Source organism: Pseudonocardia sp., assembly GCF_050250275.1.
Classification (GTDB): domain Bacteria; phylum Actinomycetota; class Actinomycetes; order Mycobacteriales; family Pseudonocardiaceae; genus Pseudonocardia.
This window is the reverse complement of the sequence record NZ_JBFWOY010000002.1, coordinates 79,667-95,587: the sequence shown is the minus strand read 5'-3', so window position 1 is coordinate 95,587 and position 15,921 is coordinate 79,667. Positions and strand designations below refer to the sequence as shown.

Below are 15,921 nucleotides of genomic sequence, written 5' to 3'. Positions count from 1 at the left end.
CACCGCAGGCCGGAGCCGTTCGACCCGCTCCTGATCACCGGCGCGCCGACGACGGCTCCGCACCGGTCACCGGCATGATCTGCCGATGATCGTCGAGGTACTCGCCGTCGTAGTCGTGGCGCTGGTCGCGCTGCTGCACCTGTACATCCTGGTGCTGGAGATGTTCCTGTGGCGCACGCCGCGGGCCCGCGCCGCATTCGGCACCACACCGGAGTTCGCCGAGGCCACCGCGACGCTCGCCGCCAACCAGGGCCTCTACAACGGGTTCCTCGCGGCAGGGCTGATCTGGTCGCTGATCGCGGGCGGCGACCTCGGACACGCCGTCGCCCTGTTCTTCATGGCGTGCGTACTCGTCGCCGGGATCTACGGCGGGCTCACCGCGTCGCGGCGCATCCTGTTCGTGCAGGCCGCACCCGCGGCCGTCGGGATCGTGCTGCTGCTCCTGGCCTGAGCACGGGCCCGGACCGGGCCCGCCCGGTCCGGACCCGTGCGGTCCGGCCTACTCGACCCCGGGCATCATCTTGCGGCGCAGGTCCGCGAGCATGTCCTGCACCGGAGCCGCTGCGGGGCCCGCGCTGTCGGGAGCCGAGCCGATACCCATCGCCGTCAGCAGGTCCGACGCCGCCTGCGCCGGGTCACCGCTCTCGCCCAGCACCGGGTGCAGGCCCAGGTCGGCGAGGTGGTGGAACACCAGGTTGACGACGCTCCACGGGTTGAAGGTCTCCTGGGTGTCCGCCTCGCTCATCGCGCATCCTCACTCACCGTTCGTCCGGGATCCTCCGACGTGCCCCGGGTCACACGACCCTTTCCCTCGTGAGGCCCGGGAGTCAAGCCGCGCGGCGTCGCAACATGAGACACCCCGGCTGACAGAGGAGACCCGCTCGCCGGCGGCGACGTCGCGACCAGTGGTTCGCACCCGGCGCCACCGCCGTCCCCGGCCGCTCCGACGACCGTGAGAGTGCGCACAGCACCGTTGCGCCGCAGCCGCCCAGCGGTGCCGTCGTGACCGTTTCCGCCCGTCGCGGCATGCGCGCCGACCCGCGGCCGTACGATGCCGACGTGTCCGCTGCACGTGCCGAGCGACTGGTCAACCTGGTCCTCTGCCTGCTCTCGACCCGGCAGTACCTGTCGGCCGAGCGGATCCGCGACACCGTCCCCGGCTACGCGGACGCCCCCAGTGACGACGCGTTCTTCCGGATGTTCGAGCGCGACAAGACCGAGCTGCGCGAGCTCGGCATCCCCCTGGAGACAGGGCGCCGCTCGACGTTCGACACCACCGACGGCTACCGCATCGCCCGCCAGGACTACGAGCTCGGCGAGATCGACCTCGACACCGAGGAGGCCGCCGCCGTCGCGCTCGCGGCCCGACTGTGGGACTCTCCCGAGCTCGCCGGCGCCGCCCACGGCGCACTGGTCAAGCTGCGCGCCGCGGGAATCGACGTCGACGAGTCCGGCGGCCCCGTCCAGCCCCGCGTCCGCGCCACCGACCCGGCGTTCGGACCGCTCATGGCCGCCGTGCAGGCCGGACGCGCCGTCACCTTCGACCACCGCCGCGGCGGCCCGACCGGAGAGGTGGTGCGCCGCACCGTCGAACCGTGGGGGATCGTGTCGTGGCGCGGACGCTGGTACCTCGTCGGCCACGACCGCGGCCGCGACGCCGCCCGCTCCTTCCGCATCTCCCGCATCCTCGAACCCGTCACCGCGGTCGGCCCGGCCGGCGCGGTCGTCGTCCCCGAGGGGGTCGACCTGCTGGCCCGGGTGAAGGCCGGGTTCGACCACGGACGCGCCACCGGCACCGCCCGCATCTGGCTGCCCGTCGGTCAGGCACACGGCCTGCGCCGCCTCGGCCGGGTCGTCGCCGCCCGCGAGCACGACGGCCGGGCGGGGGAGGAGCTCGAGCTGGAGCTGCGCAGCGTCGACATCGTCGCCCGCTGGCTGGCCGGGCACGGCCCCGACGTCGTCGTCCTCGACCCGCCGGAGCTCGCCGCCGCCGTCCGGGACCGGTGGAAGGCGGCCGCGGCCGTGCACGAGCAGGGCCACACATGACGGGCATCGCGGAGCGGCTGCCACGGCTGTTGTCGCTGGTCCCCTACCTGCTGGCCCACCCGGGCGTACGGATCGCCGACGCCGCCGCCGACTTCGGCACCACCGAGCGCCGGCTGCGCCGCGACCTGGAACTGCTGTGGATGTGCGGGCTGCCCGGGTACGGGCCCGGCGACCTCGTCGACCTGTCGTTCTCCGGCGACACCGTCACCGTCACCGAGGACGCCGGGATGCGCCGACCCCTGCGGCTCACCACCGCCGAGGCCACCGCCCTGCTCGTGGCGCTGCGCTCGCTCGGCGACGTGCCCGGGATCGTCGACACCGCCGCCGTCCGCCGCGCCACCGCGAAGATCGAGAAGGCGGTCGGCGACGCCGGCCTCACCGGCGTCGCCGTCGAGCTGTCCCCCGAGGAGCAGGCCACCACCGCCGCCGTCCGCGGCGCCCTCGAACGCGGCCACGCCCTGCGCATCACCTACTACACCGCGGGCCGCGACGCCGTCTCCCGCCGCACCATCGACCCGATGCGGCTGCTGCTCGTCGAGGGCCGCGGCTACCTGGAGGCGTGGTGCCGCCGCGCCGAGGGCGTGCGGATGTTCCGGCTCGACCGCGTCGAGGACGTCGCCGAGCTCGACGAACCCGCCGCCCCACCGCCCGACGCCGAACCCACCGACGTCTCCGACGGCGTGTTCACCGCCCGCGACGACCACCTCACCGCCGTGCTGGAACTGCAGCCCGAGGCCCGTTGGCTCGCCGAGTACTACCCCGTGGAAGAGGTCGTCGAGGACCCCTCCGGCGACGGCCGGGCCACCGTGAGCCTGCGCTACGCCGACCCGGGCTGGCTGGTCCGGCTCGTGCTCGGCCTCGGCGGGGGAGCGCGCATCGTCGAGCCCCCCGAACTGGGCGACACCGTCGCCGACCGCGCCGCGGCCGCACTCGCGGCCGCCGACGTCCCCGTCGCACCCCCGGAGAGGACCACATGACCCTCGCGTACTGGATCGCCGTCGCGCTCGCGGGCGTCGGGCTGCTCGTGATGATCGCCCTCGCGGTCTCGCTCGGCCTGCGCCTGCGCCGCCTCGCCCGCGACGCCGGATCGCTGCGCAGCGGCATCACCGCCGCCGCCGGGCCGATCGCCGCCACCCGGGCGCGCACGGGGACGCCGGACCGCTGACCGGCGACGTCGGGTACCGTCGGGGGCGGTCGGGCGACGTTCGCAGGTGCGACGACCGGCCACCGCACCTCTGCACCGCTTTCGGAAGGACCATCCCATGGGCAGCCTCGGTGGCTGGGAGATCGTCATCATCATCGGCGTCCTGGTCCTGCTCTTCGGCGCGAAGAAGCTCCCGGACATGGCACGCTCCGTCGGCCAGTCCGCCCGCGTCTTCAAGGGCGAGATGAAGGGCATGAAGAAGGACGACGAGGCCGCCACACCGGACCCGGCCACCCCGCCGCCCGCGCAGCTACCCCCGCCGTCCGCGCCGCCGCAGGCCGGCGGGTCCACGCCGGCGCCCGGCACCCAGGGGCGCACCGACACCACCGCCTGACCCACGCAGGTGGCCAGGTTCCTCCCGCGTCGCCGTCGGCCGGCCAACCCCGACGGCACGATGACGCTCATCGAGCATCTCTACGAGCTGCGTCGGCGTCTCGCGATCTCCATCCTCGCGATCCTCGTCACGACGGTCTTCGGCTACATCTGGTTCGAGGTCGCGATGTTCGGCATCCCGAGCCTCGGTGAGCTCCTCAAGGAGCCCTACTGCTCGCTGCCCGACTCCTCGCGCGCCGTGTTCACCGCCGACGGGTCCTGCGCCCTGCTCGGCACCGGCCCGTTCGACCAGTTCATGTTGCGGCTCAAGGTCGGCACCACGGCCGGCATCGTGCTGGCCTGCCCGGTGTGGCTCTACCAGCTGTGGGCGTTCATCACCCCCGGCCTGTACGCCAAGGAGCGCAGGTTCGCGCTCACGTTCGTCTCGATCGCGGCGGTGCTCTTCGTCGCCGGCGCCGTCCTCGCGTTCCTGGTCGTGTCGCAGGGCCTGTCGTTCCTGCTCACCATCGGCAGCGAGGTGCAGACGACCGCGCTCACCGGTGAGTCCTACTTCAGCTTCGTCATCGCGCTGCTGCTCATCTTCGGGGTGAGCTTCGAGCTGCCGCTGCTGGTCGTGATGCTCAACCGTGTCGGCGTCGTCAGCTACGACAAGCTCCGCAAGTGGCGACGCGGCCTGATCTTCGGCCTGTTCGTGTTCGCGGCCATCGCCACGCCCGGGCAGGACCCGATCTCGATGACCGCCCTGGCGGCGGCGCTCACCATCCTGTTCGAGTTCGCGATCCAGCTCTCCCGCCTGCACGACCGCAAGAAGGCGCGGGTGCGGGCCGCCGAGGGCTGGGACAGCTGGGATCCCGACGAGCCGTCGCCCATCGACACCGCCCCGAGCCGGATCGACCCGTCCGCCCCCGTCGCCCCGACGGCCGTCCCGGCCGCGCAGCCCCAGCCGCAGCGCCTCGACGACGTCACCTGACCGGCCCTTCGACAGGGCCCTGAGCTGCGCCGGAGCGTTCCTCGCGGAGATCGTCGGCCGGATGTGACAGCCTGGTGGGGTGTCCAGCAGTCCGGCTGAGGCCTACGCCGCAGCGAAGTCCCGAGTCGCACGCCCGCACCTGACCGAGTTCACGGCCGGGTTGCCCTTCCAGCTCGACGGGTTCCAGCGCGCCGCGTGCGACGCGTTGGAGGAGGGCCACGGCGTCCTCGTGTGTGCCCCGACCGGCGCGGGGAAGACCGTCGTCGGCGAGTTCGCCGTCCATCTGGCCCTCGCCCAGGGCCTCAAGTGCTTCTACACCACGCCGATCAAGGCGCTGTCCAACCAGAAGTACGCCGACCTCGTCGCCCGCCACGGCGAGTCCGCGGTCGGGCTGCTCACCGGCGACACCTCGGTCAACGGCGACGCGCAGGTCGTCGTCATGACCACCGAGGTCCTGCGCAACATGATCTACGCCGGGTCGCGCAACCTCGACCAGCTCGGCTACGTCGTCATGGACGAGGTGCACTACCTGGCCGACCGGTTCCGCGGCGCCGTCTGGGAGGAGGTCATCCTCCAGCTCCCGCCGCACGTCGCACTGGTCAGCCTGTCCGCCACCGTGTCCAACGCCGAGGAGTTCGGCGACTGGCTCGTCACCGTCCGCGGCGACACCACCGTCGTCGTCGACGAGCACCGGCCCGTGCCGCTGTGGCAGCACATGATGGTCGGCAACCGGCTGCTCGACCTGTTCACCCTGACCGGCGGCACCGAGACACCCGGCGCCGAGCTGCGCGTCGACCCCGACCTGGTCCGCCAGACCCGCGAGCTCGACCGGCAGTCCGCCACCGCGGTGTGGGACCGGGGCCGGCGCAGCCGCGGGGCGCCCCCGCCACGGCGCGTCGGGTTCCGCCCGCCCTCGCGCACCACCGTCATCGACCGGCTCGACCGCGACGGCCTGCTGCCGGCGATCACGTTCGTGTTCTCCCGCAACGGGTGCGACGCCGCCGTCGGCCAGTGCGTGCGGTCCGGGCTGCGGCTCACCACCGAGGACGACGTCGCCGAGATCCGGCGCGTCATCGAGAAGCACACCGGCGACCTCCCGCAGGCCGACCTCGGCGTCCTCGGGTACTGGGAGTGGCGGGAAGGCCTCGAACGCGGCATCGCCGCCCACCACGCCGGGCTGCTGCCCGCGTTCAAGGAGACCGTCGAGGAACTGTTCGTCAAGGGCCTCGTGCGGTGCGTGTTCGCCACCGAGACCCTCGCGCTCGGCATCAACATGCCCGCCCGCACCGTCGTCCTCGAACGGCTCGTCAAGTACAACGGCGAGGCCCACGTCGAACTGACCCCGGGGGAGTACACCCAGCTCACCGGCCGGGCCGGGCGCCGCGGCATCGACGTCGAGGGCCACGCCGTCGTCGTCTGGCAGCCCGGGGTCGATCCCGAACGCGTCGGCGGCCTCGCCTCCACCCGCACCTACCCGCTGCGCAGCTCCTTCCGCCCCGGCTACAACATGGCGATCAACCTCGTCGCCCGGCTCGGGGTGCAGCGCGCCCGCGAGCTGCTGGAGATGTCGTTCGGGCAGTTCCAGGCCGACCGGTCGGTCGTGGGCCTGGCCCGGCGCATCGAACGCAACGACGAGACGCTCGCCGGGTACGCGGCCTCGATGCAGTGTCACCTCGGCGACTTCGCCGAGTACGCCGGCCTGCGCCGCAAGGTGTCCGACCGGGAGAAGGCCCTGTCGCGCCAGGGCGCGTCCGACCGCCGGGTGGCGTCGGCCGAGGCCCTGCGCGCGCTGCGCCCCGGCGACGTCATCGCCGTCCCGTCGGGCAAACGGTCCGGACTGGCCGTCGTCATCGACCCCGGCCTCGACGGCGACGACGACCCCCGCCCGCTCGTGCTGTCCGAGGACCGCTGGGCCGGCCGGTTGTCGACCGCCGACTTCCCGACGCCCGTCGCGGCACTCGGCCACATCCGGCTGCCGCGCAACCTCGACGTCCGGTCCCCGCGCGGGCGCCGCGACCTGGCCTCCACGCTGCGCAACACCGGGATCCAGGCCCCCGCACCCGCGCGGCGCCGCGGCGGGAACACCCACGACGATCCCGAGCTCGCCACGCTGCGCCGCGCGCTGCGGGCCCACCCGTGCCACGGCTGCGACGACCGCGAGGCCCACGCCCGCTGGGGTGAGCGCTACCACCGGCTCTCCCGCGACACCGAGCAGATCCGCCAGAAGGTCCGTGCCACCACCCACTCGCTGGCCCGGTCCTTCGACCGCATCCGGGCGCTGCTCGCCGAACGGGGCTACGTCGTCCCGGGGGCCGACGGGGAGGCCGCCGTCACCGAGCACGGCGAGCGACTCGCCCGGCTGTGGGGCGAGTCCGACCTGCTCGCGGCGGAATGCCTGCGCCACGGGGTGTGGGAGAACCTCGACCCACCCGAGCTGGCGGCCGTCGTGTCCGCGCTGGTCTACGAGTCGCGCCGCGACAACGGGCCCGTCCCGCGGGTGCCCACCGGCCCGGTGTCGGACGCGCTGGCCGACACGGTGCGGCTGTGGTCGGAGCTGGAGGCCGACGAGCGCCGCCACCGCATCGACCGCACCCGCGAGCCCGATCTGGGGTTCGCCTGGCCGGTGCACCGGTGGGCGCGCGGTGAGTCCCTGGCGCAGGTGCTGGCCGCTGCCGAGCAGAACGGTCACGAGCTCTCGGCGGGCGACTTCGTCCGGTGGTGCCGCCAGGTCCTCGACCTGCTCGACCAGATCGCCGGGGTCGTCGGCCGGTCGACCCCGTTCGGGCAGGTCGCCAGAGAGGCCGCGGCATCGGTCCGGCGGGGTGTCGTGGCGGCCGGGATGGTGTAGGAGCGTCATGCGGCACCCGACGACGAGACACGGACGGGTCGTCCCGGACAGCCGGTTCGCCCGGTCCTGCCGGGCCGGTGGGCACTGTGCTTTGATCGCCGGGTCACACCCCGGCGGCACGGGCGCCCCGTCGGCACGGGTACGAGGGCACAGTCGCGACGAGGAAGGTTCCCCATGAGCAACCCCCCGCACAGCGGCGACAGCGCGGAGCGGGGCGGAGCCGACACGCCGGCCGAGCAGTCGTCCTCGCCGCAGTCACCGCCGCAGCCACCGCCCGCCGACGAGGCTCCCGGCTCGGCCGACGTCGACCCCCGTGCGCAGCAGCAGGCCGCCGACAGCACGTCCGCGACCGAGTCCACGAACGTCCTGCACGTGCAGCCCCCGTCGCTGCAGAAGGAGGACCCGCCGGCCGCGTCGGGCGAGCCTCCCGCCCAGCCGCAGGCCGAGCCCGCCACCCCGGCCCACCAGTTCCCGGCCCACCAGCAACCGGCGCCGCAGCAACCGGCAGCCGAGCCGCAGGCCGCCCCCGGATGGGGCCAGCAGGCCGCGCAACCGCAGTGGGGCCAGCCCGGGCAGCCTCAGTGGGGCCAGCAGCCGAGCGGCCAGTGGGCCGGCCAGACGCCCCAGTACGACCCCGCCCAGTACGGTGCACCGCAGGCTGCCCATCCACAACAGGGCCAGCCGTACCCGCCGCAGGCCTAGCCCGTCTGGGACGCGCAACGCGGCCAGTGGGTACAGCCGGGCTGGCAGCAGCCCGGCCAGGTCCCGCCGGCCGCACCGGGCCAGTGGGGGCAGCAGCCCCCGCAGCAGCAGTGGGCGCAGCCCGGTACGGGTGCCTGGGCCCAGCCCGGCGCCCCAGCCCAGCCCGGCGCCCCGGCCCAGCCGCAGGCGGAGCCGCCGACCGCACCGCAGAACCCGGCGCAGCCGGCGCAGACGCCCCAGTGGGACGCCGCCGCCGACGCCGGCACCCAGTACGCGGGCACCGGCTCGCCCTGGGCGGCACCGGCCGACGCGGGTGCCGCCCCGGGGCCGGCCGCGTCCGGCCCCGGTGACACCGCGCAGGGCTTCGACGCCGGCGCCACCCAGCACCTCGGCGGCGCCCAGCAGCAGGACGACGCCGCGTCCGCCTGGAGCCCACCCGGGCAGCCGGGCCCGCAGGCCCAGCAGTCGACGGCCCAGCTCCCCGGCGCCGAGCAGCAGTGGGGCGGCCACCAGCAGCCCGCGTGGGGCGCCGCGGGCCCCGGTGCCTGGGGTCAGGGCGACCAGCAGACCCAGCAGGCGTGGACACCGCAGCCCGAGGGCCAGCAGGCGCCGTGGGGTTCACCCGCCGCCGGGTCCGCCGCCGGTTGGGCAGCGCAGTCGCAACAGCAGCCGTGGCAGCCGGGGCCGTCGCCCACCGCGCCCGCCCGCAAGCGCCGTGCCCTGCCCTGGGTCATCGTCGCCGCGGTCGTCGTGGTGCTCGGCGTCGCAGCGGTGCTGCTGTTCTGGAAGCCCGGCTTCGTCGTCACCCGGGTGTTCGACCAGGCCGGGCTCCAGACCGGTGTCGAACGCGTCCTCACCACCGACTACGGCCACCAGGTCTCGGCCGTGTCGTGCCCCGCCGACCGCAAGGTCCAGGAGGGCGACACGTTCACCTGCTCCGCCACCGTCGACGGCGAGCCGAACACCCAGATTCCCATCCGCGTCACCAGCAGCAGCGGGAACTACGAGGTCGGCAGGGTCTGACCGGCCCGCCGCGGGACCCGAGCCGCCGGGGCCTCAGCGTGCGAGCGCCGCGACCAACCGGTCCACCGAGCCGGCCAGCCCCCAGGTCTGCGCCAGCTCCGCCAACCGGGCAGGGTTCACGGGCTCGGCGGGCAGCAGGTCGTCGTCGGAGAACTCGACGGGCGCGTCCACCGCGACGCGCACCACGGGCTCGACCACCGACAGATAGGGCGCCGCCGCGGCGAGCTTGCCCCGCACCGGGGGGCTGAGCCGCTTGTCGCCGGTGTCGACGATCGCGTCCCGCAGCTCCTGCCACGACCCGAAGCGGCTCACGAGCGTCGCCGCCGTCTTCGCGCCCACCCCCGGCACCCCGGGCAGCCCGTCGGACGGATCGCCCCGCAGCATCGCCATCTCCGCGTACGCTTCGCCGGCACGGTCGACGGGCACCCCGTACTTGTCCGCGACCTCCTTCGGCCCCATGGTCTCCGCCTTCGCCAGCCCGCGGCCGACGTAGATGAGCCGAACCGGGGTCGGGTCCTCCCGCACCACCTGCATCAGGTCGCGGTCGCCACTGACGACCGACACCGCGTCGGTGCGTTCACGGGCGGCGAGGGTGCCGATGACGTCGTCGGCCTCGTAGCCCTTCGCCCCGGCGACGGCGATCCCCGCCGCCGCCAGCACCTCGAGCAGGATCGGGACCTGCGGGCCGAGGGTGTCGGGCACCTCCTCGGGGATGCCGTAGGGCGCGGTGTCGGGGGCACCGCCCGCGATCCGGTGCGCCTTGTACGACGGCAGCGCCTCCACCCGGAACCGGGGCCGCCAGTCGAGGTCGAGGCAGGCGACGAGACGCGTCGGCCTCCGCTCCGAGACGAGCCGCGCGACCATGTCGGTGAACCCGCGGATCGCGTTGACGGGCGTACCGTCGGGGGCGGTGATCGACTCCGGCACGCCGTAGTAGGCGCGGAAGTACATGCTCGCGGCGTCGAGGAGCATCAGCGTCGGGGGCGGCGGCGTCACACGGGGCAGCTTGCCAGGTCGGGCCCCTGTCCGGCCCCGCACCTCCGCCGTCCGCCCCCGCCCGCACCGAACGTGTCGCCCGCGCGCCCCCACCCACTCCGATGACGCGCTCGCCGTGCAGAGCCGGCCCCCGCGTGACCGAGCGTGTCGTGAGCGCGGCCGGGCAGCTCCGATGACACGCTCGCGGGTCGGCGCCCACCCCGCACGCCGGGCGTGTCGTGAGCGCACCCGGCCTACTCCGATGACACGCTCGGCTCGTCGGGCTCGCCCTCGCCGAGCGTGCTCTCAGCGCACTCGACCCGCTCCCACGACACGATCGCGGTCCGGGGCTCGCCCCCAGCCACCGAGCGTGTCGTGGGCGCGCCCCCGCCCGCTCACAGAACACGCTCGCCGGGCGGAACCCACACCCCGCCGCCGAGGGTGTCGTGAGTGCCCCCGGCCCGCTCCCACGACACGATCGGGCCCAGGCGGCCCCAACCCCGGGCGTGACGTGAGAGCCCCACGCGCGCACCGACCACACGCTCGGCGGGCGGGTTCGGTCCCGAGCCCTGCCGACCGCGGGCGCGCCGACCCGACCACCACCGGCACCGCCGCCGGTGACGACGCGTGGCGGCATAGGCTGCGCCCATGACTCCGGCCGTCCCCACCGAGCTGCTCGCCGACCGGCTCCGCCGCGCCGGCGAGGTCGCCGCCGAGCAGGGCGTCGACCTGCTGCTGATCACTCCCGGAACCGACCTGCGCTACCTGCTCGGGGCGGGCGGCGAGTCGCATGAACGGCTGACGTGTCTGGTGGTGCCCGCGGCGGGGCACCGGGCACCGCCCGCGATCGTCGTGCCGCGGCTGGAGGCGCCCGGTTATGCGGGTGTCCCGCTGGAGGAGCTGGGTGTCGACGTCGTGACCTGGACCGACGGCGAGGACCCGTATCTGCTGGTCAGCGATCTGGCGGGCGGACCGACGCGGGTCGCGGTGGCCGACACGATGCCGGCGGTGCACGTGTTCGGGGTGCGCGACGCGCTACCCGACGCGGCCCAGAAGCTCGCGGGCCCGGTGATCCGGGAGCTGCGGATGCGCAAGGACGCCGCGGAGGTCGCGCAGCTGCGCGAGGCCGGCGCGGCGATCGACCGGGTGCACGCCCGGATGGGGGAGTTCCTGACGCCGGGCCGGACCGAGGCCGCGATCGGTGCCGACATCGCGGCGGCGATCGTCGAGGAGGGCCACACCAGCGCGGCGTTCGTGATCGTGGGGTCGGGCCCCAACGGCGCGAGCCCGCACCACGACGTGTCGGACCGGGTGGTCGAGCGTGGCGACGTCGTCGTCATCGACATCGGTGGTCCGCTGCCGGGTGGCTACTACTCCGACTCGACGCGGACCTATGCGGTGGGCGCGGCGCCGTCGGCGGAGGTCGCCGAGACGTATGCGGTGCTGCAGGACGCCCAGGAGCGGTCGGTGGCGTCGGTGCGGCCGGGAGTGACGGCCGAGCAGGTCGACGCCGCGGCGCGCGAACCCATCGCGGCGGCCGGGTTCGGGGAGAGGTTCGTGCACCGCACCGGCCACGGCATCGGGCTGGACGTGCACGAGGACCCCTACATCGTCGGCGGGAACGCCCTGGCGCTGGAGCCGGGGATGGCGTTCAGCGTGGAGCCGGGGATCTACCTGGACGGGGCGTGGGGGGCCCGGATCGAGGACATCGTCGTCGTCACCGACACGGGGTGCGAGCGGCTCAACTCGCGGCCGCGGGACCTGGTCGTCCTGGACTGAGGACGGGGACCGCCTGCAGGGTGCCGTCGGGTGTCGGCAGGCACGCCGCCGCGGGTGCGCCGCCGCGGACGAACGAGCCGAGGCAGCCGCCGATCGCGGTGTGCCCGGCGGCGTTGGGATGGAACGACTCCTGCACCAGCGGCGTCCCGAGCCCGCCGTGCCGCAGCGCCTCCGGGTCGACGGACAGCCGCCGCTGCCACTCCGCGGCGGGGTCGTCGCGGCTGCAGGCCTCGCGTCCCTCGGTGGCGCGCGACAGGTCGAGGAACCGTGCTCCGGCCCGGGACGCGACGCCGGCGAGCGCCCCGGCCAGCTGGGGGAGCGCGACGGTGCGGGCCCATCCGGCGTCGACACGGTGGTAGGGGCAGCCGCGGGTGCTGTGGAACCGGCCCATCCGTTCGGTCACGGGTGCGGCGTACGACAGCAGGACCAGGACGTATCCGTCGTCGGTGTAGCCGGCGTCGCGCATCGCCGACCGGATGTCCGCCACGGCCGCCTCGACCTTCGGGACGGTCGCGGCCAGCCGCGCCGGCCAGGCCGCGGCCGCGGCGTCCCGGCAGGGGCCGCGCCGCGGGTCGAGGAACGCCCTGATGCAGGCGGTGAGGACGGTGGTGAGGGCGACGTCGTCGTTGGAGCCGATCTGCACCGTGACGGTCGTGACCCGGTGCGCGCGGGCGACGCTCGCGAGCTGCGCCGCCTGCGAGCCGGGGCCCGACCCGAGGCGCACGGCGGCGGTGTCGGCGCCGGAGCAGGCGAGGTTGACCGTCACCGGGGCGAGCCCGCTGCGGTGGACGTAGGCGGCGGGGGAGCGGTGGCACCAGTTGCCGCCCTCGCCGCGGGTGCCGGGTTCGTAGTCGCCTGCGCCCTCGCCGGAGGCGGTGCTGTCGCCGAGCGCGACGACGGCCTCCCCGGCGGACGCGGCGGCCGGGGCGGCGCCGAGGGTCGCGGCGGCGCCCACGGTCAGCAGGAGGACCAGGCAGAGCCGCAGGCCGGAGCGCATGTGGATCACCCGGCGGACGCTACGGCCGCGTAGCAACGACGAGGACGTCTCGGCGCGGCCTGTGGACAGCTGCGGCGCATGGGGACGACCAGGGACGGTCTCCGGGTCGTTCTCCGGGCCATCCCCGAGGGAGCGGGGCACCCGCGGCGGCATCGTGGACGTCAGACGGCGAGACGCGCCGGCATCGGAAGGAGCACCCAGCGTGACCACCACCGCCACCCTGACCCGCCCCGAGCACGGCCGGATGATCGCGGGAGTGTGCGCCGGGCTCGCCGACCGCTTCGGCTGGAGCGTGGGCACGGTCCGCCTGCTGTTCCTGCTGTCCTGTCTGCTGCCCGGGCCGCAGTTCGTCGTCTACCTCGTGCTGTGGGTGCTCATGCCGCGTCGCGGCTGGTGACGGCCGCGGCGCCGCCGACCGCGGGGGGCGGTCGGCGGCGCCGCAGGTCCCGTCGGGTAGACCTGGTTGCGTGCGCAGCGTGCTGGTCGGGGTCCGGGTCCTCGATCCCGGCGGCCCGTCCGTCGACGGTCCCGCCGCCGTCGAGACCGACGGCGACACCATCACCTGGGTGGGTCGCGCCGACGAGGCGGCCGACCGGGTGGCCGGCGCCACGGTCCTCGACGTCCCCGGCACGACCCTGACGCCGACGTTCGTGGATGCCCACGTGCACGCCACCTCGTCGGGCCTGCTCCTCGACGGCCTCGATCTCGGCTCCTGCCGCAGCGCCACGCAGCTGCTCGACGCGCTCGCCGCGCACGCGGCCGGCCACGGCGGCGACGTGGTGTGGGGGCACGGCTGGGCCGAGGACGACTGGGCCGACCCCACCCCACCGTCGCGCGCCGCGATCGACCGCGCCACCGGTGGCCGGCCCACCTATCTGACCCGGGTCGACGTGCACTCCGCGCTGGTGTCGTCGGCGTTGGTCGACCGGGCGCGCGAGGCCGTCGACGCCGTCGGCTGGTCCACGTCGGGACCGCTCTCGGCCGACGCGCACCACCACGTCCGCCGGGCGGCCCTCGCGGCTGTGGGCCGCGACCAGCGTGACCGCGCCCAGCGCTCGTTCCTCGCCGCGGCGGCCCGTGCCGGGATCGGCACCGTGCACGAGTGCGCGGGCCCGCTGGTCTCGGGGCGGGAGGATCTCGCCACGTTGTCGACCATCGACGCGGGCGTCGACGTCGTCGGCTACTGGGGTGAGGTCGTCGACTCGGCCCGCGACGCCCGCGCGCTGCTGGCGGCGACCGGGGCGCAGGGGCTGGCGGGTGACCTGTTCGTCGACGGCTCGCTGGGTTCGCGTACCGCGGCGCTGCGCGACCCGTACCGCGACGCCGACCACTGCGGCCGCACCTTCGTGTCCGCCGACGCCGTGGCCGCGCATCTCGTCGCGTGCTCGACGGCAGGGGTGCAGGCGGGGTTCCATGCGATCGGTGACGCCGCGGTCGACCGGGTCCTCGACGGGCTGGCCGCCGCTGCCGAGGCCGTACCGGCCCGGATGGTGCGTGATGCCCGGCACCGCATCGAGCACCTGGAGATGCCCGACCCGGCCCGGTTGGCGGTCCTGGCCGACCTCGGTGTCGTCGCCAGCGTCCAGCCCGCGTTCGACGCGGCCTGGGGCGGACCGGACGGGCTGTACGCGCGACGTCTGGGCGCCGGCCGGGCGGCGGGGATGAACCCGTTCGCCGCGCTGCACGCCGCCGGGGTCGTCCTGGCGTTCGGCTCGGACTCCCCGGTCACCGCGCTCGACCCGTGGGGCGCGGTCCGGGCCGCCACGGCCCACCGCACCCCCGGCAGCGGGGTCCCCGCCGACGTCGCGTTCGCCGCGCACGTCACCGGCGGCCACCATGCGGCCCGCGGCACCGACCCGCTCGCGGGGCGGATCGTCGTGGGCGCCCCGGCCGGTCTCGCGGTGTGGGACGGCGACCCGACCGACCCCGGCTGCGCCGACGGTGCCGCCGGTCGCTGCCTGCGGACCGTTCACCGGGGCCGCACGCTGTTCGACGCGCTCGGTGGCGACGACCGCATGCCACTCGCCGGGGGTTGACCCCACCTGCGGTTTCGTGGGGTCAACCCCACTCCGGAGCCGTCGCCGGCTGTGCCATCATCTTCCTCGTGAACACGTGGACGAGCACTCGCCCCCAGGGCGCCTGCTGTCCGGGCTGTTGTCGCTGTCTCTGTTGCAGCTGACCCCCCGGACCAGTCCACCCTGCCGCGAGCGCGGCACCTCACACCCTGCGAGCTTCCGATGATCCGCACCCCCGACCTCACCGGTCACACCGTCCTCGCCCTTCACGCCCACCCCGACGACGAGTCGATCTTCACGGGCATCACGCTCCGCCGCCTCGCCGACGCCGGCGCGCGCGTCGTGCTGGTGATGGCCACCAACGGCGACATGGGCGAGTCCCGCACCGGGCTCGCCGCGGGCGAGAGCATCGCCCAGCGCCGCACCGCCGAGCTCGAGCGATCCGCCGAGCTGCTGGGCGTCGACCGGCTCGTCATGCTCGACCGTCGCGACTCGGGCCTGCCGGGCTGGGCCAGCAACAACCACCCGCTGGCCCTGGCCGCCGCCCAGCCGCTCGCGCTCGCCGGCCGCATCGCCGAGATCGCCGACGCCGAGGGTGCCGACACCCTGATCTACGACGACGAGTCCGGCATCTACGGCCACCCGGACCACCGCATGGCGCACACCATCGGTGCCATCGCCGCCGACATCGTCGGTGCGACCGGCTACCGGATGACCGTCGACCGCGAGCACCTGCACCTCGCCGCCCCGGACGGGCACCTCGTGCACGGCGCGGCCCGTTCCGCGCGGGTCGCGTTCGGCCGCGCCACCGCCGAGATCACCCTCGCCGTCACCGGCGACCAGCGCCACCTCGACATCAAGCGTGACGCCATCGCGGCGCACTCCTCCCAGATCGGCCCGGAGCACCTGCCGACCGACCTCGCGCCCGCCTACGGCTACGAGTGGTTCGTCCGCAGCGGCGCCCCCGGCGTGCTCGACGAGCTGGGCAACGCGCACTTCTTCGCCGGCCTGTCCGCCGCCGCCTGACCT

At 75.0% G+C, this 15,921-nt stretch carries 16 protein-coding genes; 12 read left to right on the top strand and 4 right to left on the bottom strand.

What is annotated here, in order from left to right:
- The first annotated feature begins 85 nt into the window (after positions 1-85).
- Entirely contained in the window at positions 86-451 is a 366-nt protein-coding gene (locus AB7F12_RS02535; protein ID WP_428498074.1) for a DUF1304 domain-containing protein, read from the top strand.
- Positions 452-499: 48 nt separating this feature from the next.
- On the opposite strand, the gene AB7F12_RS02530 is transcribed toward AB7F12_RS02535, so the two are convergent.
- Complete coding sequence (locus tag AB7F12_RS02530; RefSeq protein ID WP_428498073.1) at positions 500-745, bottom strand: hypothetical protein; 246 nt, start codon at positions 743-745, stop codon at positions 500-502.
- A 314-nt stretch (positions 746-1,059) separates the two neighbouring features.
- On the opposite strand from AB7F12_RS02530, the gene AB7F12_RS02525 reads away from it, so the two are divergent.
- From AB7F12_RS02525 to AB7F12_RS02500, 6 genes are all read left to right on the top strand, one after another.
- Positions 1,060-2,046 (top strand): helix-turn-helix transcriptional regulator, encoded by a 987-nt coding sequence (locus tag AB7F12_RS02525; RefSeq protein WP_428498072.1) that lies wholly within the window; start codon positions 1,060-1,062, stop codon positions 2,044-2,046.
- A complete protein-coding gene (locus AB7F12_RS02520; RefSeq protein WP_428498071.1) occupies positions 2,043-3,023 on the top strand; it encodes a helix-turn-helix transcriptional regulator in 981 nt (326 codons plus the stop codon). The genes AB7F12_RS02525 and AB7F12_RS02520 overlap by 4 nt, the downstream gene beginning before the upstream one ends.
- Positions 3,020-3,211, top strand: coding sequence for a hypothetical protein (locus tag AB7F12_RS02515; protein ID WP_428498070.1), 192 nt, complete (start codon positions 3,020-3,022; stop codon positions 3,209-3,211). The genes AB7F12_RS02520 and AB7F12_RS02515 overlap by 4 nt, the downstream gene beginning before the upstream one ends.
- Before the next feature lie 97 nt (positions 3,212-3,308).
- A complete protein-coding gene (gene tatA / locus AB7F12_RS02510) occupies positions 3,309-3,584 on the top strand; it encodes a Sec-independent protein translocase subunit TatA (RefSeq protein WP_428498069.1) in 276 nt (91 codons plus the stop codon).
- A 60-nt stretch (positions 3,585-3,644) separates the two neighbouring features.
- On the top strand, positions 3,645-4,553 hold the full coding sequence (gene tatC / locus AB7F12_RS02505; protein ID WP_428498068.1) for a twin-arginine translocase subunit TatC: 909 nt from the start codon (positions 3,645-3,647) through the stop codon (positions 4,551-4,553).
- Positions 4,554-4,632: 79 nt separating this feature from the next.
- Positions 4,633-7,401, top strand: coding sequence for a DEAD/DEAH box helicase (locus AB7F12_RS02500; protein WP_428498067.1), 2,769 nt, complete (start codon positions 4,633-4,635; stop codon positions 7,399-7,401).
- Between the two features lie 255 nt (positions 7,402-7,656).
- Here the strand turns inward: AB7F12_RS02500 and AB7F12_RS02495 are convergent, their stop codons facing one another.
- Entirely contained in the window at positions 7,657-8,613 is a 957-nt protein-coding gene (locus tag AB7F12_RS02495) for a hypothetical protein (protein WP_428498066.1), read from the bottom strand.
- A gap of 243 nt (positions 8,614-8,856) precedes the next feature.
- Between AB7F12_RS02495 and AB7F12_RS02490 the strand changes: the two genes are divergently transcribed.
- The gene (locus tag AB7F12_RS02490) at positions 8,857-9,126 is read left to right on the top strand and encodes a DUF4333 domain-containing protein (RefSeq protein ID WP_428517854.1); all 270 of its coding nucleotides are present in this window, start codon (positions 8,857-8,859) and stop codon (positions 9,124-9,126) included.
- A 33-nt stretch (positions 9,127-9,159) separates the two neighbouring features.
- Here AB7F12_RS02490 and AB7F12_RS02485 read toward each other — a convergent pair whose 3' ends face one another.
- Entirely contained in the window at positions 9,160-10,098 is a 939-nt protein-coding gene (locus AB7F12_RS02485; protein WP_428498114.1) for a 5'-3' exonuclease, read from the bottom strand.
- A gap of 651 nt (positions 10,099-10,749) precedes the next feature.
- Here AB7F12_RS02485 and AB7F12_RS02480 point away from each other — a divergent pair.
- The gene (locus AB7F12_RS02480) at positions 10,750-11,880 is read left to right on the top strand and encodes a M24 family metallopeptidase (RefSeq protein ID WP_428498064.1); all 1,131 of its coding nucleotides are present in this window, start codon (positions 10,750-10,752) and stop codon (positions 11,878-11,880) included.
- Here AB7F12_RS02480 and AB7F12_RS02475 read toward each other — a convergent pair.
- Positions 11,843-12,877 (bottom strand): GDSL-type esterase/lipase family protein, encoded by a 1,035-nt coding sequence (locus AB7F12_RS02475; protein ID WP_428498113.1) that lies wholly within the window; start codon positions 12,875-12,877, stop codon positions 11,843-11,845. The genes AB7F12_RS02480 and AB7F12_RS02475 overlap by 38 nt on opposite strands.
- A 202-nt stretch (positions 12,878-13,079) precedes the next feature.
- On the opposite strand from AB7F12_RS02475, the gene AB7F12_RS02470 reads away from it, so the two are divergent.
- From AB7F12_RS02470 to AB7F12_RS02460, 3 genes are all read left to right on the top strand, one after another.
- On the top strand, positions 13,080-13,274 hold the full coding sequence (locus AB7F12_RS02470) for a PspC domain-containing protein (RefSeq protein WP_428498063.1): 195 nt from the start codon (positions 13,080-13,082) through the stop codon (positions 13,272-13,274).
- Positions 13,275-13,344: 70 nt separating this feature from the next.
- Positions 13,345-14,913 carry an amidohydrolase gene (locus AB7F12_RS02465; RefSeq protein WP_428498062.1) on the top strand — a complete coding sequence of 523 codons (1,569 nt, stop codon included), beginning with the start codon at positions 13,345-13,347 and terminating at the stop codon, positions 14,911-14,913.
- 201 nt (positions 14,914-15,114) lie between these two features.
- Positions 15,115-15,918 (top strand): PIG-L deacetylase family protein, encoded by an 804-nt coding sequence (locus AB7F12_RS02460; RefSeq protein ID WP_428498061.1) that lies wholly within the window; start codon positions 15,115-15,117, stop codon positions 15,916-15,918.
- The last annotated feature ends 3 nt before the right edge of the window (positions 15,919-15,921 follow it).